A 21195-nucleotide genomic window follows, 5' to 3' on the forward strand; every position below is an offset into this window, starting at 1 on the left:
TCTGCGGCATGACCAGCGCCTTTCACCAAGAGCATCCCGATGCTGTCCTGGCAAGAGCCGCCATGCCTCCCAAACTCATCAACATCACCTGACTGTGGTTCGGGGCGCCTTCCAAATCCATCGATAAGTGACGTCACTACTGCTCGATAAAGCCACCTCGTTGCTGGTGGAGCTGGATAGGCGGACCGGTTTCCTGGACTGCTTCACGCACGCCGGCGGCAAGCAGGCCCGCTCCCCGGAGCTGAAACGGAACCTGCTGGCCGTGTTGATCGGGAACGCCACGAATCTGGGTTTGGTGAGGATGGCGGAGGCGTGCGGGATCTCGTACGACATCCTGGCCTGGACCCAAGAGTGGTACATCCGCGAGGAGACCCTGGCGGCGGCGAACGCCGCAGTCGTCAACTACCACCACCGCCTCCCGCTGACCCAAGCATTCGGCGGCGGCACGCTGTCCTCCTCGGACGGGCAGCGGTTCCCGGTCAAAGGCAAGTCGACGACCGCGCGGGCGATGAAGAAGTACTTCGCCGGCCAGGGCCTGTCCACGTATGCGCATGTCTCGGACCAGCACACCACGTTCGGCACGAAGGTCATCGTGGTGACCCGCCGGGAGGCGCACTACGTGCTGGACGAGATCATGGGCAACAAGACCGACCTCCCGATCACGGAGCACACGACCGATACGCACGGCGTCACTCTGGTCAACTTCGCACTGTTCGACCTCGTCGGGATGCAGCTCTCGCCGCGCATCCGGGACCTGGGAAAGATCACCCTGTACCGAATGGACCCACAGCGGGACGTGAGCAGCCTCTGGCCAGTGGCCGGACCTCTGCTCACCCAGAAGATCAACATGAGGTTGATCGAGGAGCACTGGGACGATCTGCTCCGCCTGGCCGGGTCGATCAAGTTCGGGCACGCCACCGCCTCACTGATCGTCGGCAAGCTGTCCGCATCCTCCCGGCAGAACACCCTCGCCGCGGCGCTGAAGGAGTACGGGGCGCTTCGCCGCACGGTCTACGCCGCCCGCTACCTGGCGGACGAGACCTACCGCAGGAAGATCGCCCGGCAACTCAACAAGGGCGAATCGCTGCACTCCCTGCGCCGCAGTCTCCTGTACGCGCACGAGGGCGCGATCCGCCACCGCCACCTGGCCGCACAGACCGAGCAGGCATGGTGCCTGACGCTGCTGACCAACTCGGTCGTGACCTGGACGACGGAGTACTACGGCCTGGCCATCGCCCAGATGCGAGCCGAAGGCCGCGCGGTCGACGACGAACTCCTCGCGCACATCTCCCCGGCCCACAGCGAGAACGTGAACTTCTTCGGCACGATCAACGTCGAGGTCGACACCGAACTCGCCAAGCTCGACCCTGCCGGCTACCGGCCCCTGCGGCCCGCCGCCCAGGCCGGAACTGAACAGACGGACAAGGGACGGCCGACACCCCGGATAGGTGGAACCGCCTCCGCCAGGGCATTCACCAGATGTGTATCTGTGGATGGTGCACTCCTGCCTTGCCCTCATCAAGGGGCAAGAGGCAAACCGTTCAGGGACTCGCAAGACGGGGAGGACACGAGATGCTGATCGAAAAGGTATTCCGCAGCGAGGACTTGCCCCCGGCCGACCGGTTCGACTCCTGGCGCGAACTGGTCGGCCAGACCCATGCTCCACTGGAGCTGCGCAGTGACCACTGGGCGGATTTCCGGTCTTCCCAGCGCCTACTGGACCTCGGTGCCGTATCCGTGTGGCCGACAACCTTCCAGCCACTGTGCTCTCGACGGACGCCGAAACTGATCCGGCAGTCCGATCCCGAGGGGCTGCACATCTCTCTGCCTCTGAGCGGGGCACTGCGCGCCGTCCGGGGCGAGGAAGAGGCCATCTACGGTCCGGACAGCCTGTGCATCGTCGACACCTCGCGGCCCGTCGACATCCACGGGGGTGACGACGCCAGCCTGCACACGGGAGTTGGGCTGGAGGTCCCCAAAGCACTGCTGCCCCTGCCCCGCAACCAGCTCGACCAGGCGGCCCGGCTGCGGCTGTCAGCGCAGGACGGGTTCGGCTCCCTGCTGGCACAACTGCTCACCCAGCTGGCGAGAGGCACGAATTCGTACCAACCGCCCGATGGACCCCGGCTCGGGACTGTCGTGGTCGACCTGTTGTCCGCGCTGATCGCCCATGCCCTGAACTCGGAAAACTCGCTCACACCGGAAACCCGTCAGCAGGCGCTCGTCATACGCATCCGTGCCTTCGTCCAGCAGCACCTGCACGACCCGCACCTGACCCCGCCCGCCATCGCCGCCGCGCACCACATCTCCACCAGCTACCTTCACCGCCTCTTCCAGCAGGAAGACGAAACGGTCGCGGCATTGATCCGCAACCAGCGCCTGCAAACGAGCCTGCCACGACCTCGCCGACCCGGCTCAGCGCACCACACCCATCCACGCCATCGCCGCCCGCTGCGGCTTCCCACGCGCATCCGACTTCACCCGCGCTTTCCGCACCGTCTACGGCATCCCTCCCAAGGAGTACCGCCACCAAGCCCAGAGCTTCGTGGATTCCGAGCCCTCCGCGACGCATTGCAAAGACTTTGGCTCTCAAGTGACGTACCGGGTGACTGCGTCGACGCAGGGGCCGGCGTTCTGCTCCAGCGACCGGACCGAGGCACCTGGCGAGGGGCAGGAGCATCAGACGGGTCCCGAGGGGCAGGGTCGCTGCTTTCGCCTGTCTCACAAGCATGGATGTGACACAGGGGCAGGCCCGCTGAACCGTGATCACGTTTGTGCGACATCCCGCGAGTTCCCCTGAGCCCCGCTGATTCTTTGAGCCCATGGCCAGGGGCTTCTTCCTCCGTCGGGTGCTCTTCCATCCGGTGACGGAACTTCTGGATTCTTGAAGCCTTCTCATCTCGCCCGACCGGCCTGCGGTCTGAGCGAAGGCGAGGAGGCTCGGGCCGGCGGCACTGGCAGTCGCAGGAGGCCCTCGCAAGCGTCAGGCGCCGGCAGGCCGCCCGTGACCTGGCCCGGCGGCGATGACGGGGTGTGACCGGCAGCCGTTGACCTCGTCCGGGGACCGACCGCTGATCGCCGCACAGAGGTGACTGGTCTTGTGCTCGGCGACACCGGGCCCGCGTAGATGACGTAGTTTCTGCCGCTCCTGGGGAAGCTATTTGATCTTCGCGGCGATGGTCCGGACGAACTCAGGGAGCACATCGTCCCGCCAGACGAAAGGTGCTGGGGCCGACTCGCCCTTGAAGGTCACGCTGCTCTGCCCGCCCACGGTGAACAGCAGTGGACCTTTGCGGCAGTTCCAACTTCCCTCGTAATTACCGGTGATGACGCAGTGATCCGCGCCCTTTGCACCCTGGTTGGTACTGGATCCTGACGCTAGGCGATGTTCGTAGCCAACAATCAGCTTGGGGTCGGCCACGGCCTCGATGCGGAACCAGAACTGGGTAGCGGCGTAGGTCTCGCCCGGAAGGCGCATGCTGTAGAGGCACTGGCCGGACTTGGACCTGTCACTCTCCTTCCACGAGGAGTCGGCAGCGAAGTCCTTGATCGACAAAGCGCTGATCGGACGGCTCTCCTGTTCGATGTCCTTGGCACCAGGGAAGATCGCCTTGATCTCCTCCTGGTCCACGAACGAGCACGCGTCCGGCCACTGATTCGCGGCCACGATTGCCCCACCCTTGAGTTCAGGAAGGTTGACAGTCGCATCTCGGGGGGCGGCCTTGCCTATCGCAACATCACCCTCGGACGGCATGTACGTAGCGACCAGGAGCGTCAGCAGCACGACATTTGACATCAGCAGGGTGAGCATCATGGCTCTGTTCTTCCACATGGCGGCCGATTCTCCCCGAGCAGCGAGCTGATCGTCGACCGCATCCGCTGCACCGAGGCATCCCGCTGCCGGGAGATCCCGGACACAGCCGCAGAGCAAGACCGGCCGTCGGTTCCTGTGAACCCAAGGGCCAGAGCCGCCGGACAAGACTGAAGACCAATGAGTTCGCCCCAAAGCCCGTCAGTTCGCGCGAACTCATGGGCCTTCCGGCCTCGGGGAACATCGGTGCAGCCATTGGCGCTGAGATTGATCATGGTCGGCTAGCACACCGGCTGGGGGCTCCGCTGGGGTTCGCGGAAAGATCACCGTGCCGGTGCCGGGGCTGGCTACGGTCCGCCTCGTGCCGGTTGAGTTTCTGACTGATGAGCAGGCTGTTATCTGGACCTTTCAGATCCGAAAGGTGTGCCGGCCTGGGCGTTTGCGTGGCTTGCAGTGTCAACTAAGTTGATCGTCAGCGTCGCTTGCCGAGGCCGGGAAGCCCGCCTGGGACTGTGCGCACGCTGGTTGTGAGGTTCCCCCGAGATGCGGGGATGGGTGACAGAAGGTCAGATGGGTCTCATGAGAGGAGCCCAGACGATGCCTGCGCCGAGAAAGTACCCGCTGGAGTTGCGTGAGCGTGCGGTCCGGATGTACCGGACCGCCGAGCCGAAGCCCGTGATCCGCCGCATGGCCGAGGAACTCGGCGTGCACCACGAGGCCCTGCGCAACTGGATCCGCCAGGCCGAGGCCGACGCCGGCGAACGCGACGACCTGCTCACCACCGCCGAGCGTGAGGAGCTTGCCGCCCTGCGCAAGGAGAATGCCCAGCTCAAGCGTGCGAATGAGGTCCTGCGGACGGCCTCGGCTTTTTCGCGGCCCAGCTCGACCCGACCCGGCCCAGGTGACGGCGCTCGTTGACGAGCACCCGCATCTGGGGGTCGAGCCCGTACTCCGGGAACTGAACATCCCTTCCTCCACCTACTACCGGTGGCGCCAGGCCGAGAAGGAACCGTGCGAACGGCGCCGCCGGGACGCCGAGCTGACGGGCAGGATCCAGCAGGTCCACGACGAGTCCGGCGGGATCTATGGCTCACCTCGCGTGCACGCCGTCCTCAAGCGTGAGGGCGTCCACGTCGGCAGGAAGCGCGTCGAGCGGCTCATGCGGGAGGCCGGCCTGGCCGGGATCAGCCCCCGCCGGGGCACGGGTTTCACTCGCCGTGACCCGGACGCCGATCTGGCCCCTGACCTGGTGCAACGCGACTTCACCGCGAATGGGCCGAACCGGCTGTGGGTTACCGACTTGACCATGATCTCCACCGGGGAGGGGCCGTTGTGGCTGTCCGCGATCCGCGACGCGTTCTCCCGCCGGGTGGTCGCCTGGGAGACCTCCGCCCGCGCGGACGCCGACCTGGTCCTCACCTCGCTGGAGTATGCCCTGGCCAGCCGCGAGGTCGCCCCCGGTGAGCTCATTCACCACGCCGACCACGGCTGTCAATACACGTCCGTGAAGCTCACAACACGCCTGGTCAGGGCCGGTATCCAGGCGTCCATGGGCTCGGTCGGCGACTCGTTCGACAATGCCCTGGCGGAGAACCTGTGGATGGTCATCAAGACCGAGTGCATCCGCGGCCGCGTCTTCGCCACCAGAGCCGAAGCGAACCTCGCGCTCTTCGAGTACATCGACGGCTTCTACAACCCCCGCCGCATCCAGAAACGACTGGGCTACCTCAGCCCGATCGAGTACGAGGAGAAGCACTACGCCAACCAGGCAACGACCGAACAAGTGAACCTGAAACCACGTCAACCCGCTCTGACCAGCTAGTCAGCCACTCCCGCGCTGCGGGGGAACCTCAGTTGAGGGCTCGTCCGCGATAGGCCGCGATGGCTGCTGCGCTGAGATTGACTCTGACCTCAACGGTGGGAGCTGAAGCGGCTTGCCGGGCCGACGATTGGCCACGATGCTGTCCGATGCCGGGCAAACAGCGATCTTGTCGGGAGGCACTGTCACGTTGACTGGCCGGGTGGGATGATCTTCTGGTTGGTCGTGCCGGGGAGGGATTCGTTCGTGTCGTCCGCGTCGCCGTCGTACAAGGGCCACCGGTACCCGGTGGAGGTGATCGCGCACGCGGTATGGCTGTACTTCCGCTTCCCGCTGTCCTTCCGCGAGGTCGAGGAGCTGATGCTCGAGCGCGGCGTCATCGTCTCCTACGAGACCATCCGCCGCTGGTCCGCCAAGTTCGGCCAGGCCTACGCGGACGGACTGCGCCGCCGTCGGCCACGGCCCGGGGACAAGTGGCACCTGGACGAGGTCTTCGTGAAGATCAACGGAGAGCAGAAGTACCTGTGGCGGGCCGTCGACCAGGACGGCAACGTGCTCGACATCCTCCTGCAGAGCCGCCGGGACAAGGCCGCGGCAGGACGCTTCTTCCGCCGCCTGATGAAGAAGACCCGTACGGTGCCGCGGGTGGTCGTCACCGACAAGCTCCGTTCCTACGGCGCGGCGCACCGCGAGGTCATGCCCTCGGTGGAACACCGTTCCCACAAGGGCCTGAACAACCGGGCGGAGAACAGTCATCAGCCCACGCGGCAGCGCGAACGCGCCATGAAGGGATTCCGCTCCGTCGGCGGGGCCCAGCGGTTCCTGTCCGCGTTCAGCGGCATCTCACCCCACTTCCGCCCTCACCGCCACCTGATGACAGCCTCCGACCACCGAGCCGAGATGACCGTCCGCTTCGCGATCTGGGACCAGATCACCCAAGCTGCCAGCCGGCCCACCACGGCCTGACCACAGGCCCGGACCGCGGGCCCCACCAGACCACGACGCACCATCAAGCACCTGCAACCCAACAACGTGACAGCACCGTTCGGCAAGCAGTGCCTGGAAGTAGGCGATCGTCGGCGCCATGTTCGCCCGGTCGCGCTGGTCGTAGCCACGCTGGATCGCCTCGGCCAGTTCGGGCGTCACGTCGGTCGTCACTGCTGCGCCTCCATGCGTACGGGTCCGAAGATCGGCTCACCATAATGCAGCCTCGTCCGCAGGCGCCTGCCTGTGGGCCGGCCTGGCGTTGGCAGCGTTGGCGTCTGTACTTGATGGAGCCATGTTCCTCGTCACACGCGGATGCCTGCCTCGTCGAGGGTGGGCTGCTGTCAGCTACCGATTATGACGAGCGACGCCCCGGTTTCCCGTGTCTGCCAGTCCGTCAACCGAGAGGACGCGGGAGCATCGACGTCGCTTACAAGTCGCTGCTCCATACAAGACGCTATGCACGTTCGACCGTACGCGGCGGTGCACGTTGGCCCGTACGCCGACACCGTGTCCCGTCACGGTGTGATGTGGCGGTAGCTGACGACATCGGATGCGGCGGCGAGTGGGGCGACGGTGACCGTACTGCCAGGGCGTGGGGCGTGGATGACCTTGCCGTGCCCGATGTAGAGCTGGACGTGCCCGCCGCCGTTGGCAATCACCAGGTCGCCGGGGACGAGCTGGGCGCGGGTCGTGGCCGTGCCTGCCCGGACCTGACCCCACGTGGTGCGCGGGAGGCTCACTCCGGCCGCCTTCCATGCCTGCGTCACCAGACCTGAGCAGTCGTAACCGCGCGGGCCGGTCCCGCCCCATATGTAGGGCTTGTCCAACTGCGCCTGGGCGAAGGCGACAACGCGCTGCGGAGCGGACCGTGCAGGAGACTTCGCCGCCGACTTCGCCGATGCCGACGGCGCCCCATCCGTCGGCCGGTCCTTCCTCGTCTCGCCCACGGGTCCCGTTCCTGCGGGGACACGGAAGGTGTCTCCTGCGTAGATCAGTGTCGACGTGCCCAGAGCATTGAGCCGCTGCAGGGCCTTGACGGTGGTGCCGTGCCGGCCGGCCAGCGCGTAGAGCGTGTCACCGGGCCGCAGGACGACCTTCCTGGCCTCCATGCGCTTCGCCGCTCCCGTGCCGGAAGCGGCTGCTTCGGCAGGATGGGCGGGCTTGGGCGCGGGCCGTGTCGGCTCAGCGTGGGCAGGCTCCGGCGCGGGCCGCGTCGGTTCGACGTGGACAGGCTCGGGCACGGTCGGACCTTGCGGCGCCAGAGTGACCGCCGGCCGGGCGGCCGGGGACGAGGAACCCGTTGGACCATGCGCGGCAAGAAGTACTCCCGCCAGCCATGAGAGCGCGAACAGCACGAGCAGCACTCCCGCTGTCCGTCTCCACTGCGCGCTGATGCTCCCGCCGGTCCTCGGAGCCCGCGGCTTCCGGTGACGCGCTGCGGACGAGTCCTCCGGCACGTGCCGGGAGGGCCTGGGCAATGTCTGCTGTTCCACCACGACCTCCTTCGAGGGGCCGACGGATCAGCGGCCCGGAAGAAGGCTGTTCCGGCTCAACGGTGTCCCGCCAGATCGTGGGGCGGCCGGGACAGTCCGGGCCCGTCCGAGCCCGTCAGAGCTCCGGACATCACCCCTCGGATCCCGCGGCCGCAATCCACGGACACCACCCTTGACCAGCACGGACGAGCCCGGACTGTCCGAGCCGCCGCAGACCGTTGCCCCGCCCCGCACCAGCCCGCAACGCTTCATCCACCTCCCCGCACCGCCCGGCGACGTCGCCATCGAAGGTGTGTCGTCTCGCGGATGCCGGGATCGCCTTGCCGCCGTCGGCTGGACAGCCGCAGGCAAAAAGGGGGGATCACCTGGCCGCTCGAGCCTGGTCGAAGATCCCCCGCTCCCATCCATTCCTTCAACCCAGGAGCATCAGCATGCACAGCACACACAAGAGAAAGAGCCGCGCGCTGGCGGTCGCCGCCGTCGCCGTGGGGCTGCTGGCCGGCGGGATCGCCGCCGGCGGCGTCTCCACCACGGCTGAATCCACGGACACCGCCACCGACACCATCGCCAACGCGGCGGCGGCCGAACCTGGCAAGCTGCCTGCCATGAAGGGGCTGAAGTTCACCCTGGGCGACCGTTCGGTGAAGCTGGACTGGAAGAAGGTTGCCGGCGCCGACGACTACCGCGTCTACGCCGATTACTCCTGCGACACCGTGCCCAACAGCGCCAGCAGCTCCCAGCTCGTCAAAGACCATCTCGGGAAGACGACCGAGTGGACCCACAAGAACATCAAGGCCACCTGCGTCAACTACGCGGTCGCCGCAGTGCGCGACGGCCAGCAGGGCGTTCTGCCCCCATTCGGCAAGCGAGTGTTGGTCTCGATGCCCAACCGCGACTACTCCGCGGCCGCCCAGCGGTTCTTCACCGCCGCCCCCGCTCCGGCGACCAGGTCGCCACCACCCGCGTCGCCCCCGGCAAGGACCGCGGGATCGTGCTGGCCCGCGCCTACATCCGGAACAAGACCCTCTTCACCGACGCCATCGGTGACCACCGCAGCTGGACCGCGAACCCGGCCGCCTCCGCGAAGATCACCGTCGCGTGGAACACCGGCACCGGCGAAGTCGCCGCATACGCCCACAAATCATGCCCCGTCGGCGTCACCGGCCCCGGCGGCTCCGCGGAAATCCCCCCGTGCCGTGACGCCCTCCCCCTCGCGTTCGTCTCCGATGCCGCGTCCGTGGGCGACACATCAAAGGATGCACGCAATCTGATCAGCATCTCGCGCACCAGCTCCAGGGGTCTGTCCATAGGCGTCTCCGCCATGAACTCCTGGGAACGCACCTGCGTCGGCGAAACGTGCGTCGGGCCCGGTTTCGGCCGGATCAACGCACGGTTGACCCTTTCGCCGAGCGAGGACACCTTCACCGCGTCTCTCACCGCCGACAAGTTCCCTGCGTGGGAGTTCCTCCGCTACCCCCACTTCGTTCAGGGCGCACCTGAAACCAGGATCATAGGCTTCCGCGACCAGACCGAGATCGGGGACCTCCGCAGCGGACAGCAGTCCGCCTGCACCAGCAAGGGACCCGAGACCCTGCAGTTCACCAACCCCATGTCCTGCTGACCCACAGCACAACAAGGCGTTCGCCCCGCTGCAACAGGGCGAGGCACCGGGGCCAATGCCCCCTACCCGGTCACCGCCCGTCCCTGCGGGCGGGTCCGGGTTCGGGGCATTCCAGTAGGCCCTACAGCGGGGCAAGGCGGGAGACACGGTCCAGGGCACGCAGCAACTCGGGCCTCCTGCCGGGGGTGTCCTAGGCCGGCACCGCCGAGGACGTCGAGCTGCACACGGCGCTCGGCGCGGGCAGCAGTTCCTCGTCGGCTCGGCCACCGGCCCCAAGGGTCCGCCGCGGGGACGGCGGCGCAGCCGGGCGAGACCCGAGTACGCCTCGGGCTCGCAGTTCATCGAGGTCGGACAGACGCTCTCCGGGGAGAGCATCGAGCAGGTCGGCCTGGGCGGCGCGGATGCTGGGCGCGGGAGTCTGGGGGCCTGCGCCAAGGGCACGGCGGACGGTCACGCCGGTCATCGTACGGGCAGCGCATCACCGACCGCCCCGGCCGCCCCGGCCGCCGGGCTCCCGTGCAGCGGGGTGTCAGCGCGGTGTCCGGATCGTGGTCCAGGAGCAGCGTGGCCACCGGCTGGCCCGCCGATAGGGACGCGGCGGCAGGCGGCCGACTCGCATCGCTGCGACACGTCGAGCGTATGGGGTCAGACGGGAAGGCGGACCGCAGCGTCCGTGCCGGTGCGATCTGCCACCATCAGCTGGAAATGGGCGCACTGGGAGAAGTCCTCGTGGTCGCAGCCAAGGACACATTCGATCAATTCGAGAGACGCCTGCGCTGCCGCAATACGGGAGCGAAGTGCCTCGGCCTCTTCGCGCAGGATGTCCTTGCGCTTGGCGGGGTCTGCGGTAGCGACCAGAGAGCGGATGATGTCGAGGGAGAGTCCTGCCTCCTTGGCGCGCAGGATGACGGCGACGCGTGTGAGGTCGGCGCTCCCATAGCGGCGGCGGCCAGCGGCGTCGCGGGTGGGCGTGAGCAGTCCCATCGCTTCCCAGTGACGCAGGACGTGCGTAGCCAGACCGAAGCGTTCCGCGAGGGCGCCGATGCCTATCGGCTCGCGCTCACCGCCAACCGGCGTCCTGTGCTTGCTTGACTTCATGCCGACATTAAGTCGCAGCCTGGTGCTCATGACCAAGGAAACGGATCAAAAGAGCCAGTTGCCGGACGAGCTCATCGCGCTGCTCGATTCGGCCGACCGGATGCCGGGCGCCAACGAACTGCGGGCCCAGTCCTACGCCTTGCTCGGCGCCGGACCCGGAATGTCCGCCGTGGACGTGGGCTGCGGCGCCGGACGGGCCGTTGCGGAGCTGGCCGAACGGGGTGTGAAGGCCGTCGGCGTAGACCCGAGCGAGCGCATGATCGCCGTCGCCCGCGGCCGCTGGCCCGAGGCGGACTTCCGGATCGCGGGGGCGTACGAACTACCGCTGGCGGACGCCTCGGTGGACGGCTACCGCGCCGACAAGGTGTTCCACGAACTGGCCGAACCCGAGCGGGCGTTGACAGAGGCCCGCAGAGTTCTCAGGACCGGAGGGCGGATCGTGCTGCTCGGCCAGGACTGGGACACCATCATCATCGACTCCGCCGATCCGGCCCTCACCCGCACCATCGTCCACGCCCGCGCAGACCTGACCGCTGGCCCGCGTGCCGCCCGCCAGTACCGCAGCCTGTTGCTGAATGCCGGCTTCGACGATGTGACGGTCGAGGTGCACACCGGCGTGTTCACCGGACCGGCGATGTTGCCCTTGCTCGCCGGACTGGCCGAAGGAGCCCGCTCCACCGGCGCCATCACGCACGAGCAGACGGACAGCTGGATCGCTGAACAGCGTGCACGGGCCGAGGCCGACCGGCTCTTCCTGGCGCTGCCGATGTTCATGGCCGCAGCGACCGCACCACGGTAAGTCAGCGATCACCCGGTCAGGCGCGGCAACCGGGCGTTGCCGTGGTTGGGCCGCGGGCCGCGTGGAGGCGCTCAAGTTCCCGCTCCTCGCGCGTCGAGTCGGCCCTGGCCTGCGGTGGTCGGGCCTGTGGTCGGCCTACGTCGGCCCGTGGTCGGGCCCGTGGTCGGGCCCGTGGTCGGGCCCGTGGTCGGGCCCGTGGTCGGGCCCGTGGTCGGGCCCGTGGTCGGGCCGCCTAGTTGAGGACCTGGACCTCACCGATCCGCGCACTCCCTTGCCCCGGGGAGGGTGGATGAGGGGGACCTCTCTATCGAATTAGAGGTGTCGGCCCTGGGACGACGCTGACCCACAGGCGGTGACCTGCGGCGCAGCGAACACCGGTCGGGGGGTGTTGGCAACCTGTTGAGCAACCCGGTGGCCCGCTCCCGGAGGGCTGCTCCTGGTCGCGCCTCTGGTCGCGCCTCTGGTCGCGCCTCTGGTCGCGCCTCTGGTCGCGCCAGGATCCGGTGCGATGGAGGGAAATCCGCAGGCCGCAGGGTCCGCCACGGCCGGGCGGCACGCCGACTACTTACCTACAGAGTGCCTGTGCGCCGCCGGACCCGTCATCGCTGTCCGATGCAGCGGCCACCCGGCGCGACCGGTGCGTCCTCCTGGCCGTCGCCGCGGTACGTCACCCCGGAGATGCAGGCACTGGACGGCACGGCCCCCTTGGCCGGGCCGACCCCCTTGGCCGCTGACCCAATTGCTGACCCTCCCGGCATGGCCGGGGTCAGGCACTGAGGCGGCAGGAGCGCCAGCGGTGGCCGGTGCGGCTGATCAGTCCGCGGGCTTCGAGGCGGCCGAGCCGGTAGGCGACGGGGCTGGTGCTGGACAGGCCGACCTTCTCGCCGATCTGCCGGACGGACGGGCTCTCGTCGGTCTCGGCGATCCAGTCCCGGATCGCACGCAGGATCGCCTCCTGCCGGGAGGACAAGGCATCGGGCCGGGTCTTGCCGCTCTCGTCCCGCGCTGCTCCTGGCGGTGGGCGAGCCGGCGCAGCTCGACCCGGGCGGCGGGTGTGCCGGGTGGGGTGGACCAGAACGGATGCCACCGCAGGTAGGCGGAAAGGTCCAGGAGGCGGCGGCGCAGGGCGGTGGTGTGGCGGGGGCGGGGTTCGGCGAGCTGCCGGTAGGTGGCGAGCCAGTCGCGCTGGGCCCGGTGTCCTGTCGCACCGAACCTTGAGCGAATCTCACCGAAGACTGACGGATTGCAGTTCGTCTCATCGAAGGTTAAGTACGCAGGTCAGGGCGTTGCGGCAGCGGACCGCACGATCGCGCCGATACTGCACACGTACGGGTTGGGCGGCGGTCGGGAGCAGCAGATCCAAAGGGCAACCTACGTTGCGACGGTTCAGCGAAGCAGTGCTGCACGCAGGGTGATGCCGTGCCGCGTACGCAGCCGCCGCAGCTCCCACATCGCCACGGCGGTGACGGTCAGCGGGGCTCCCAGGATGAAGGCCACCCGCACTCCGAACGGCACACCGTCGTATGCACCCCGGAATACGTCGAAGAGAGCGACTTCCCAAACGAGCAGCGTCGCGAGCAGCGGTGGAACCGTCTCGTGGAGGTCTGCTGTCCGGAAGACGTGCACGAGTGACTGCGTGATGCCGTAGAAGCCAAAGGGGGCGAGCCACAACAGGAAGGCCCCCAGGGCGAACAGCAGCGCCACCCGCCCTGCCGACGCCGTCCAGTTCGTTTCCTCGGTCACGTACCCCAGCCCCGTGATCAGTCTTGGCACAGCGAGCGTGACGACCAACGCGAGCAGCGCCCCGGCGGGCTTACCCGCGCGGCGCAAGAACAGGCGCCGGTTGGGTGGGCGGGCCGCCGCGATGAAGGCGGCGACGGCGACCGGGAACGTCACCCCCAGCACAATGAGGGTGGTACGGATCTGGCCGAAGCGGTCGTTCAGTACGGAGTCGGCGTCTGATGCCAGCCCGTAGGACAACAGCATCCACGTGACAGCGACCAGGCCGACGACCGTCCGCAAGACCTGCACCCTCTTCACCACCGGGTCGTTCACACGGTCCGGCCGGGACGGCGTGAACACCACACGCCCCACAGCGATCGGATTGAAGAGACGTCCGAAGGTCAGCGGGCGCGCCGGACCCGGCGGCCATGGGCCCCCTGGCGGCACGGGTGGCGAACCCGGTCCTCCCGGCGGTTGTCCTCCTCCGTATGGATTCCACGGCACCCCGCCCCCGCTTCCGCTCATCCCCGCGTCCTTCCTGTCGTCGTTTCCAGAGGTCACGAGGAGAATCGCAGATCTCAGCGCGTGAAAACGCCTAGGTCCTGTCTCTTTGGTCAGCGTCGGGTCCAGATGAGGATGTCGACGATGTGGAGTGCGGCCTGGTAGGCAATAACGATTTCGGCTACTCCTGCCAGGTCATCCGTGTGGTCCAGCACGTCTCGGGCCTCGAGGACCCGGCCTACCCATCCCCGGTGGTCTGACCTGGGTCTCGCTGTGCCGCGCACCGCCCACGCGACTGCCCCGCCCTCGCTCCAGGGGGCGGCGCAGTTTCCGTCACCCCGCGTCGAGCCTCTACCTTGAACTCCGACGGAAATTACAAGTGGCGGCAAAGGAAGGTGAGTTGGGTTAATGGCGACAGATCCGGCGGATACGGTGTCCGTCAGCGGGGTCGGGTTCGGGGACTACTACCGGGCGCATGCGGGGCCGCTCGTCGCCCTGTCGCTGCTGCGGGGCGCGGACCTGGTGGAGGCGGCGCGACTCGCCCAGGACTCGATGACAGTGGCCCGGCGGTGGATGGACCTGCTGGTCGCGAACGTGGTCGGGGCCGCGAAGGACACCAGGACCCCCGTGGTCACCGCGCAGGCGCTGCGGTCCTGGACGTGCCGGATGACCGTCGGCGGCGGCTGCGGAGCGCTCCGCCCAGCGCACGGGACGGTGCCCGCCCTCCTGGGGAAGGGCAGCACCGACGCCCTGGTGCAGGTCCGAACGGTGGTGGCGCTCGCCCCGCTGAGAGAGTTGAACGATCGCCAACTCAACGTCATTGCCTTTCGGTTGGCCGGCTGTGCGCCGGGAGCGATCGGGTACGAGCTGGGCCTGTCGATGCCGAAGGTGCACCGCACCCTGCGCCACGTCGGCAAGCTGCTCGAAGCGGAGACGGGGGTACGGCAGGCCAGAGGTGCCGAGGCGCCGGGGGAGGCCGAGGGGTCTGGGGCGGCCGAGGGGTCCGCGGAGGCAGACGTCAGGTTCGCGGAGCTGCTGGGCGAGCTGGCCGCCGCGCTGGATCCCGTACTCGACCTGCGGTCCGGGCTGGACGAGGTGAGCGGCTCCATTGGTGCAGACGGGACCACCGCTCGCCGCGCCCCCGTACCGCCGCTGTGGAACCTCGGCCCTTCGCTCCCCGTGCCGCCCTTCGGCGCACCAGTGCTGCACTCGTTCGCCGAGCCCGCGCCATCCGGGGTACGGGCGTACGCGGCCGGCCTCGCCCGGTGCGACGCGCAGGGCCGCGAGGCTGCGCTCGGCGGGTTTCCCGCGGTCGAGCTGGCGGCTGTACGGCTCGGAGCGGTGCTCGCCCTTCAGGTGGAGCGATTCCGGCGGGAGGCCGAGAGGTCCGGGACACGGGCCACAAGAGACGAGTTCCGGAGGGAGGACGCCCAGGCGTTCGCGGTCGCACTGGCACAGGACGCCGCGCTCGCCGCGCCGATGTTCGACGCGGTGAAGGACCTCGACGTCCCGCGCCGCGTCGGCTTCCTGGCGGCGGGCCTCGCCCATGACGACCCCTGGACGAACGAGGTCTCCTACGACGGGATCGAAGCGTCCCTCGCCCTGGCCCAGTTCCGGCGCGCGGCGGTGCGGGCGGCGCTGCGCGCGTCGCACCGGCCCGGTGCGGACACCTCCCCTCAGTCCGGCGGCTCGCTCGCCGAGGCCCTCACGCAGTCCCTGAGCGACACCCACCGGATGATCCACCAGCTCGACGAACTGAACAGCGACCTCTCGCGTGCCGAGTCGACCCTGCCGGACGGCTACTACGTCGACACGACCCGGAACTTCGACCTCCACCAGAGCTTCCACGCGGACCTGGCCCTCGGTATCGACGCCGTCCGGGAGGCCCTGTCGCAGCCCTAGCTAGGACGGAGGCCCGTTCCCCGCCCGTCGTCCGCCGCCCGTCGTCCGCCGCACGCCGGAGGATGAGGGCGTGTCAGACCCTTGTGGGAGGGTGGTTCGCGGATGGGAGAGCCGTCCGCGACGGACCCCGGAAAGCCCAGGGAGCAGCACGTGAACAACCCCGGAAACGCCCCCACCGCCCCCGCCGCTCGTCGCCGGGCGGCGCGGCGACGGCGCTCCGACCTCGACGTGGTCACGGCATGGTGGCAGGGGCTCGACGGCGACGGGTTCCTCGTCCTTCCGCCGCCGAACCGGTGCCGCTACACCCAGTCCGACGGCCACGAGGACGCCGCCGAACTCCACGCGGCGCGGGGGCTCACCGGCCCCGTCTCCTTCGCGTACTGGCACTGGCAGTCCCATGGGCGGGCCTTCGACCGCTCCGGCGCCCTGAGGGGCGAACTGCTGCTGCACTGGGGCGGCGACCACGCCGCCGTCGCCGCCGGGCTCGGCGCGGGGCCTGCCGGTTTCCGGGTCGTCGACGGCGGACCGCAGGGCGCCTTCCGGCTGGACCGGATCACCCCCCGGGACGAGGCGGGCCTGCCCGAGCCCACGGACCCCGACGGCGTACGGCAGTTCCTCGCCGCGCTCGACGAGCCGGTGGACCGTTCCGCCGGCGTCCTCCGGTACCGGCCGCTGTCCCCCGCCGAGGCCGCGTGGCTGCACGAGCGGCTGGACGACGTCCCGGACCTCTCCGCCGCGACCCGGTTCGTGGTCCCGCTGGAGCGGCGGGACGGGCTCACCCCCGACGAGACGGGGCGGCTGCTGCGCGCCTGGCGGGAGGAGTACGAGGGACGGCTCACGGAGTGGGGCGCCTGGGAGGAGCTGGTCCACGCGCTGCTGCGGCACCGCCACGAGGAGGCGTGGGAGATCGTCGGCGACCTCGGCTCCCGGGCGGCCGGTGTCCTGTCGCGGGTGCCGTCCGAGCGGGGCCTGGCCGTCGTGCGGGAGGCCGCGCTCGCGGGCCATCGCGCCCCGGTCCACGCCTGGCTGGCGCTGCACCGGTCGCTGCACGAGCCCGACGCGGTACGGGCCGCGGCGGCCCTCGCGGCGGAACTGGCCGCGCACGACCTGCCGGAGACGTCACTGCACGGGCTGTACGACGCGCTGATCGGGGCGGTCACGGCCGACTGGCGACGGGAGACGGGGGCGAAGCACCATGCCGGCCGGTTGTACGCCACCCTCGCGGTGGTCCGCTTCGCCACCGACGCGAGGCTGCCGCGCGCCCTGCGCGTCCTCGCCGCGAACGCGGCCCGCGACCGGGTGCAGCACGTACGGGAGGAGGCGCTCCGGCCCGGCCAGACCGTGCTCACCGGCGTCGACACCGCCGACGCGCTGGCCGCCGTGGACCGCTACGAGGCCGCCCGGGCCGGGCTTCTGTCCGGCACCGGACCGGACCTCACCGGGTCCGAGGGCAGACTGGGCGACGTGTGGCACCGGTACCGGACGCTCACCGACGCCGACGTGCGCTGGCTGCGGGACCGGGTGGCCGACCCCACGACCGGTCTGCAGGGGCTCGGTTTCTGCCTCGAACTCCTCCACGCCCACGGACTGGCCACGGCGTCCGACGTCGAGGCACTGCTGCCTCGTCGGCTGAAGGACCTCACCAAGAAGTACCGGACCACGTACACCGAATGGCGCCACCCGCTCGTCACCCTGACCTGTCTCGCCCTCGACCTGGACCATCCGGCCGCGGGAAAGCTGGTCTCCTGGTGGAACGGGGCCCGGCCGCTCTGGAAGGACGAGCTGCGGCTCCTCACCCACCTCGGCGCGCCCGACGAGGCCAAGGCCGCCGAGCTGTGGGACGTCGTCACCTCGCCCGCCCACGACGTGGGCCAGCTGATGACCTGGGTGCTGGTCCGGGCCCGCCTCGATGGCGAGCACCCGCTGCTCGTGGCCGACCGGCTGTTCGGCTCCCCGGGCATCAGCGAGTACGTCCTGCACCGGGTGCTGATCGGCGTGGCCGACCCGGGACAGCCGCTGTGGCACTACGCCGTCGACCCGCGCAGCGTGTGCTGGTGGCGGCGTGCCCAGGAGGTCGCCGAGCACCCCGGCCTCTCCCCGGAGGCCCGTGCCGTCGGCCTGAGGCTCGCCCGCGAGCACTACCTCATCCGCTATCCGGACCAGGTGAGCCCTGCACCGACCGAGGCGGAACGCGCGAAGGCCCTGGCCTGGCTCGCCCGGCAGGACACCCCCTAGCTAGGGACTGTTTCCTCGATCCGTCCGTGAGATCGTCGTGCTCGTGATTGAAGTTTCCCCGTGATCTTGGACACGTCGCCGTTACGCCGCGAGGGCCTGATCCTGCTGGTAGCGCAGGCGTGTCTCGTGGGGTGCGAGGTAGCCCCAGTGGACGTGCTTGCGCAGGCGGCGTCTGTTGTAGAAGGTCTCGATGAAGTCGAAGATGCCGGCGCGGGCGGTCGCGCGGTCGGGCCAGAAGCGGGTGCCGATCTCCTCTTTGAGCACAGCCCAGAAGCTCTCCGCGGCGGCGTTGTCGAAGCAGCTCCCGGTCCGGCCCATGCTTTGCCTGTGCTCCAACAGGCCGATTCTGTCGCGCAGTTGGCGGGAGGTGTATTCCGATCCGCGGTCGCTGTGGATCACGCAGCCGGGTTCCAGGCGGCCCAGCGCGGCGGCCATGTCGAGCGCGTCGACGACGAGTTCGGTGCGGTGGTGGTTGGCCATCGAGTAGCCGATGACCTCGCGCGTGGCCAGGTCCAGCCACGCGGCGAGGTAGAGCCAGCCCTCGGCGGTGGGGATGTAGGTGATGTCCCCGACGATCTTCGTGCCGGGGCGGGTGGCGGTGAAGTCCCGGCCAATCAGGTCCGGCGACGGGGCGGCTTTGGTGTCGGCCCTGGTCAGGCTGCGGCGTCCGGTGCGCCGGCTGTTCCCGGCGATGCCGTGCTCCCGCATGACCCGTTCCACCCGCTTGCGGTTGACCGGCCGGCCCCGCCGACGCAGTTCGGCGGTGACGCGCGGGACGCCGTAGTTCCGCCGGGACGCGAGGTGGATCACCGTGATCTCGTGCGCCAGGGCCTCATCGGCCCGCCGCCGCGCTGCGCGGGCTTCCCGTCCGGCCACCCACGCGTAGTACGTGGAACGGGCGGTCTTCGTCACCTTGCACAGCAGCGTGACCGGGTAGTTCGCCTTCTCCGCGTGGATGAACCGGCATATCTCGCTCACCGGTCGCTCTCCTTCGCGAAGAAGGCCGTCGCTTTTTTCAGGATCTCGATTGTTTTCGCCTGCTCGCCGGTCAGCTTCCGCAGCCTCTTCAGTTCCTCGTCCCGGTCGTCGGCTCGCCCGGCGGCGGGACCGGATCCGGTGTCCTGAGCGGCACGGGCCTTCTTCACCCAGCCCCGCAGGGACTCCGAGCTGACCCCGAGCTCCCGGGCGACCTCGGTCACCGTCCGGCCCGACGACCGCACGAGCTCGATCGCGTCCCGCTTGTACTCGTCCGAGTACCGCTTCGTGTACTTGCTTCCCACCTGGCACTGCTTCCTCTGGGCTCTCACGGCCCAGTCTCCAGGTGTCCACGATCAAGGGGAAGCTTCACCCTCAACTTCCCCTGCAATCACGGACTCCACGCTACGAGGGGAAGGTCACCTGGGAACTCGACCCCGCCGTGCAGAACGACGTCGCCGAACACTGGTCCACCGCCACCAGCAACACCATCACCGCACTCGCCGACCTCGACTGGTTCAGCGACGAAGTCCGCCGCCTCTACGGCTTCTCCGTCCCCGGCGTCGACTACACCGCCCCCGTCGAAACCGATGTCCCCTGGCCCGCTCCCACCATCTGACCCGCGCCGCGAACGCCCCCAGACACTCATCACGGCCTCTCAGGATTTCGAGCCAGGGAACGCGATGACGCTCCACCAAGACCCTGGCGGAGGCCGGCTGATGAACCCCCAGACACACATCGCGACAGACGGCTACGCCGACGCCATCCCGGCCCCCGGCACTCGCTGGGGCACCGCCATGTTCGACCTGATCCACTCCCCCGCCGACGCGGACCGGATCACGCCCGTGTACGCCTGCACCACCGGAGTCCCGCGCATCGCCACAGCTTTCACCCACACGTCCAGGCCGTCCTTCTCAGCTGAAGAGCCCGGCGATCTCGTCAGCCGCATCCTCGACGGCCGCCTCGTAGTCGTCATCGTCGAGGATCGGCATGCGCAAGGTGACGCGGTGCCGGAGCTCGGCCAGGTGGCTGAGTACCTCTTCGTCGGACAAGGTCTTGTCGAACCCGTCAACGTGGAGTTCGGCGTCGTGCTTCATCGCATGCCTCCCTCACGGAAGTCGTAGCCGAGTGAATCCTCAAGACCCTTGCGGGCCGCGCTGAGCCTGCTCTTCACTGTGCCAGGGGGAATATTCAGCAGCTCGGCGATCTCGTTGACGGGGTACCCGTCGACGTAGTGCAAGACAAGGCACTCGCGCTTGTCTCGCGTCAGGTTCCCAATCGCGGTGTACAACGCGATCTTGTCCACCGTCGTTGACGCAACATCGAGGCCGTCGCATGGCATGCCCGTATCCGAGTCGTTCAAGGGGCGCTCGGGGCGGGATGCCAGCTTCTGATACGACCGATTCAGGATGCGCCGGCCCGTGAAGGCCACCCAGGCGACGGGATTGGGGTGTTCACTCACTTCCGGCCACTTGCGGTAGGCGATCTCGAAGGCCCGGCTGGTTGCCTCTTGCGCGAGCTCCCAGTCGTTCTGCCGAGCGTTGAGGATGCGGCAGATCTGTAGGAAGTGGGCCTTGAAGAAGTCATCGAAGTTCTTGGCCGGTGGGCGAGGGAGCGTGACCGCAGCTCTCAAACCCTCCAGAAGCGCGTTGGCACGCGCCGCCAGGGGCCAGTTGGTGTGCTCGGTGAGGATGCGGGGGGCGCAGCGATCCCCGAAGAGCACCACCAGATGGTCTCCGCGGCGGAAGCGCGAGGGCCACAGGAGCCCCTGGGCCCAGGGATTGTGCTGGCGTAGTACCGAGGACCAGGCCCGTGCGCGAACGAAGTCTTCGGAGAGAACAAGTTCGGAGGAAGCCCCGACGGCATGGAGAGCCTCCGCTGTCGTCAGGTCAATAAGCAGAAGAGGGTCAGTGGTCCGTACCTTAGCGAGTTGACGGTCCACAACCGCCGCCAGTGGAACTAGTCGCAACCCATCAGGGTTGAACGTCGTCGCCCTCAGCAGCGTGTCTGCGACGGCCGCCTCGGGAGTCTGGGCCGCGTAGAGGTAAGAATACGGATCCTCCGGCGTGCCGTCGAAGCGTCCGCCCCCGAAGATGTGCGCTGGGCGGGGGTTGAACGCTGTCGAAGAGATGCGCTTGTGGTGGACCCTGTACAGCCCGGTGCCTTCTGGCAGCTCAGCGCGCCGAGCCGTCAACGGCCGTGCTGGCGGAGGAGAGATGGGCAGGGACATTG

17 protein-coding genes and 3 pseudogenes are annotated in these 21195 nt (G+C 68.7%); 11 read left to right on the top strand and 9 right to left on the bottom strand.

The features are described 5' to 3' along the window. Positions 1–157 precede the first annotated feature (157 nt). Positions 158–1390, top strand: a pseudogene (locus OG978_RS41980) (transposase); the annotation flags it as partial. Between the two features lie 182 nt (positions 1391–1572). Continuing rightward, a pseudogene (locus tag OG978_RS48605) lies at positions 1573–2539 on the top strand (helix-turn-helix domain-containing protein); the annotation flags it as partial. Positions 2540–3157: 618 nt separating this feature from the next. Here OG978_RS48605 and OG978_RS41995 read toward each other — a convergent pair. After that, the gene (locus OG978_RS41995) at positions 3158–3814 is read right to left on the bottom strand and encodes a hypothetical protein (protein ID WP_326770362.1); all 657 of its coding nucleotides are present in this window, start codon (positions 3812–3814) and stop codon (positions 3158–3160) included. Positions 3815–4408: 594 nt separating this feature from the next. Between OG978_RS41995 and OG978_RS42000 the strand changes: the two genes are divergently transcribed. The 3 genes from OG978_RS42000 (at position 4409) to OG978_RS42010 (ending at position 6596) form a co-directional block, all read left to right on the top strand. Next, positions 4409–4729, top strand: coding sequence for a transposase (locus OG978_RS42000; RefSeq protein WP_326763674.1), 321 nt, complete (start codon positions 4409–4411; stop codon positions 4727–4729). Further along, complete coding sequence (locus OG978_RS42005) at positions 4713–5633, top strand: IS3 family transposase (RefSeq protein WP_326770363.1); 921 nt, start codon at positions 4713–4715, stop codon at positions 5631–5633. The genes OG978_RS42000 and OG978_RS42005 overlap by 17 nt, the downstream gene beginning before the upstream one ends. Positions 5634–5837: 204 nt before the next feature. Beyond that, positions 5838–6596 (top strand): IS6 family transposase, encoded by a 759-nt coding sequence (locus OG978_RS42010; protein WP_326770364.1) that lies wholly within the window; start codon positions 5838–5840, stop codon positions 6594–6596. 536 nt (positions 6597–7132) lie between these two features. Here the strand turns inward: OG978_RS42010 and OG978_RS42015 are convergent. Together OG978_RS42015 and OG978_RS42020 are read right to left on the bottom strand one after the other, a co-directional pair. Further along, the gene (locus OG978_RS42015; RefSeq protein ID WP_326770365.1) at positions 7133–7726 is read right to left on the bottom strand and encodes a C40 family peptidase; all 594 of its coding nucleotides are present in this window, start codon (positions 7724–7726) and stop codon (positions 7133–7135) included. Positions 7727–8522: 796 nt separating this feature from the next. Next, positions 8523–8735 carry a hypothetical protein gene (locus OG978_RS42020; protein ID WP_326770366.1) on the bottom strand — a complete coding sequence of 71 codons (213 nt, stop codon included), beginning with the start codon at positions 8733–8735 and terminating at the stop codon, positions 8523–8525. 366 nt (positions 8736–9101) lie between these two features. On the opposite strand from OG978_RS42020, the gene OG978_RS42025 reads away from it, so the two are divergent. After that, positions 9102–9731 carry a hypothetical protein gene (locus OG978_RS42025; protein WP_326770367.1) on the top strand — a complete coding sequence of 210 codons (630 nt, stop codon included), beginning with the start codon at positions 9102–9104 and terminating at the stop codon, positions 9729–9731. 645 nt (positions 9732–10376) lie between these two features. Here OG978_RS42025 and OG978_RS42030 read toward each other — a convergent pair. Then, positions 10377–10829, bottom strand: a complete 453-nt coding sequence (locus OG978_RS42030; protein ID WP_326771049.1) for a helix-turn-helix domain-containing protein — start codon at positions 10827–10829, stop codon at positions 10377–10379. Between the two features lie 28 nt (positions 10830–10857). On the opposite strand from OG978_RS42030, the gene OG978_RS42035 reads away from it, so the two are divergent. Beyond that, positions 10858–11628, top strand: a complete 771-nt coding sequence (locus OG978_RS42035) for a methyltransferase domain-containing protein (RefSeq protein ID WP_326770368.1) — start codon at positions 10858–10860, stop codon at positions 11626–11628. Positions 11629–12394: 766 nt separating this feature from the next. Here the strand turns inward: OG978_RS42035 and OG978_RS42040 are convergent. Beyond that, complete coding sequence (locus tag OG978_RS42040) at positions 12395–12598, bottom strand: LexA family protein (protein WP_326770369.1); 204 nt, start codon at positions 12596–12598, stop codon at positions 12395–12397. A gap of 416 nt (positions 12599–13014) precedes the next feature. Beyond that, complete coding sequence (locus OG978_RS42050; protein WP_326770370.1) at positions 13015–13659, bottom strand: hypothetical protein; 645 nt, start codon at positions 13657–13659, stop codon at positions 13015–13017. 600 nt (positions 13660–14259) lie between these two features. Here OG978_RS42050 and OG978_RS42055 point away from each other — a divergent pair. Together OG978_RS42055 and OG978_RS42060 are read left to right on the top strand one after the other, a co-directional pair. Further along, positions 14260–15753, top strand: coding sequence for a hypothetical protein (locus tag OG978_RS42055; RefSeq protein ID WP_326770371.1), 1494 nt, complete (start codon positions 14260–14262; stop codon positions 15751–15753). Positions 15754–15855: 102 nt separating this feature from the next. Further along, entirely contained in the window at positions 15856–17988 is a 2133-nt protein-coding gene (locus OG978_RS42060) for a hypothetical protein (protein WP_326770372.1), read from the top strand. 81 nt (positions 17989–18069) lie between these two features. Here OG978_RS42060 and OG978_RS42065 read toward each other — a convergent pair whose 3' ends face one another. Both OG978_RS42065 and OG978_RS42070 read right to left on the bottom strand, forming a co-directional pair. Further along, positions 18070–18966: an IS3 family transposase gene (locus tag OG978_RS42065; RefSeq protein WP_326770373.1), complete on the bottom strand. Its 897-nt coding sequence runs from the start codon at positions 18964–18966 to the stop codon at positions 18070–18072. Beyond that, positions 18963–19268: a transposase gene (locus tag OG978_RS42070; protein WP_326763437.1), complete on the bottom strand. Its 306-nt coding sequence runs from the start codon at positions 19266–19268 to the stop codon at positions 18963–18965. Before OG978_RS42070 ends, OG978_RS42065 begins: the two co-directional genes overlap by 4 nt. 116 nt (positions 19269–19384) lie before the next feature. Here OG978_RS42070 and OG978_RS42075 point away from each other — a divergent pair. Both OG978_RS42075 and OG978_RS42080 read left to right on the top strand, forming a co-directional pair. Next, positions 19385–19582: pseudogene (locus tag OG978_RS42075) on the top strand (enoyl-[acyl-carrier-protein] reductase FabV); the annotation flags it as partial. A gap of 100 nt (positions 19583–19682) precedes the next feature. Beyond that, positions 19683–20087: a hypothetical protein gene (locus OG978_RS42080; RefSeq protein WP_326770374.1), complete on the top strand. Its 405-nt coding sequence runs from the start codon at positions 19683–19685 to the stop codon at positions 20085–20087. Here OG978_RS42080 and OG978_RS42085 read toward each other — a convergent pair. Further along, positions 20057–21193, bottom strand: a complete 1137-nt coding sequence (locus OG978_RS42085; RefSeq protein WP_326770375.1) for a sigma-70 family RNA polymerase sigma factor — start codon at positions 21191–21193, stop codon at positions 20057–20059. The two genes, OG978_RS42080 and OG978_RS42085, sit on opposite strands and share 31 nt — an antisense overlap. Positions 21194–21195: the final 2 nt, after the last annotated feature.

Source organism: Streptomyces sp. NBC_01591 (assembly GCF_035918155.1).
GTDB lineage: Bacteria > Actinomycetota > Actinomycetes > Streptomycetales > Streptomycetaceae > Streptomyces.

Bases quoted from the DNA above. Each gene is read 5' to 3' on its own strand.
- OG978_RS42060 (WP_326770372.1), top strand. From the start codon at position 15,856: ATGGGAGAGCCGTCCGCGACGGACCCCGGAAAGCCCAGGGAGCAGCAC.
- OG978_RS42085 (WP_326770375.1), bottom strand. From the start codon at position 21,193: ATGTCCCTGCCCATCTCTCCTCCGCCAGCACGGCCGTTGACGGCTCGG.
- OG978_RS42055 (WP_326770371.1), top strand. From the start codon at position 14,260: ATGGCGACAGATCCGGCGGATACGGTGTCCGTCAGCGGGGTCGGGTTC.
- OG978_RS42010 (WP_326770364.1), top strand. From the start codon at position 5,838: ATGATCTTCTGGTTGGTCGTGCCGGGGAGGGATTCGTTCGTGTCGTCC.
- OG978_RS42015 (WP_326770365.1), bottom strand. From the start codon at position 7,726: ATGGAGGCCAGGAAGGTCGTCCTGCGGCCCGGTGACACGCTCTACGCG.
- OG978_RS42080 (WP_326770374.1), top strand. From the start codon at position 19,683: ATGAACCCCCAGACACACATCGCGACAGACGGCTACGCCGACGCCATC.
- OG978_RS42035 (WP_326770368.1), top strand. From the start codon at position 10,858: ATGACCAAGGAAACGGATCAAAAGAGCCAGTTGCCGGACGAGCTCATC.
- OG978_RS42030 (WP_326771049.1), bottom strand. From the start codon at position 10,829: ATGAAGTCAAGCAAGCACAGGACGCCGGTTGGCGGTGAGCGCGAGCCG.
- OG978_RS41995 (WP_326770362.1), bottom strand. From the start codon at position 3,814: ATGATGCTCACCCTGCTGATGTCAAATGTCGTGCTGCTGACGCTCCTG.
- OG978_RS42000 (WP_326763674.1), top strand. From the start codon at position 4,409: ATGCCTGCGCCGAGAAAGTACCCGCTGGAGTTGCGTGAGCGTGCGGTC.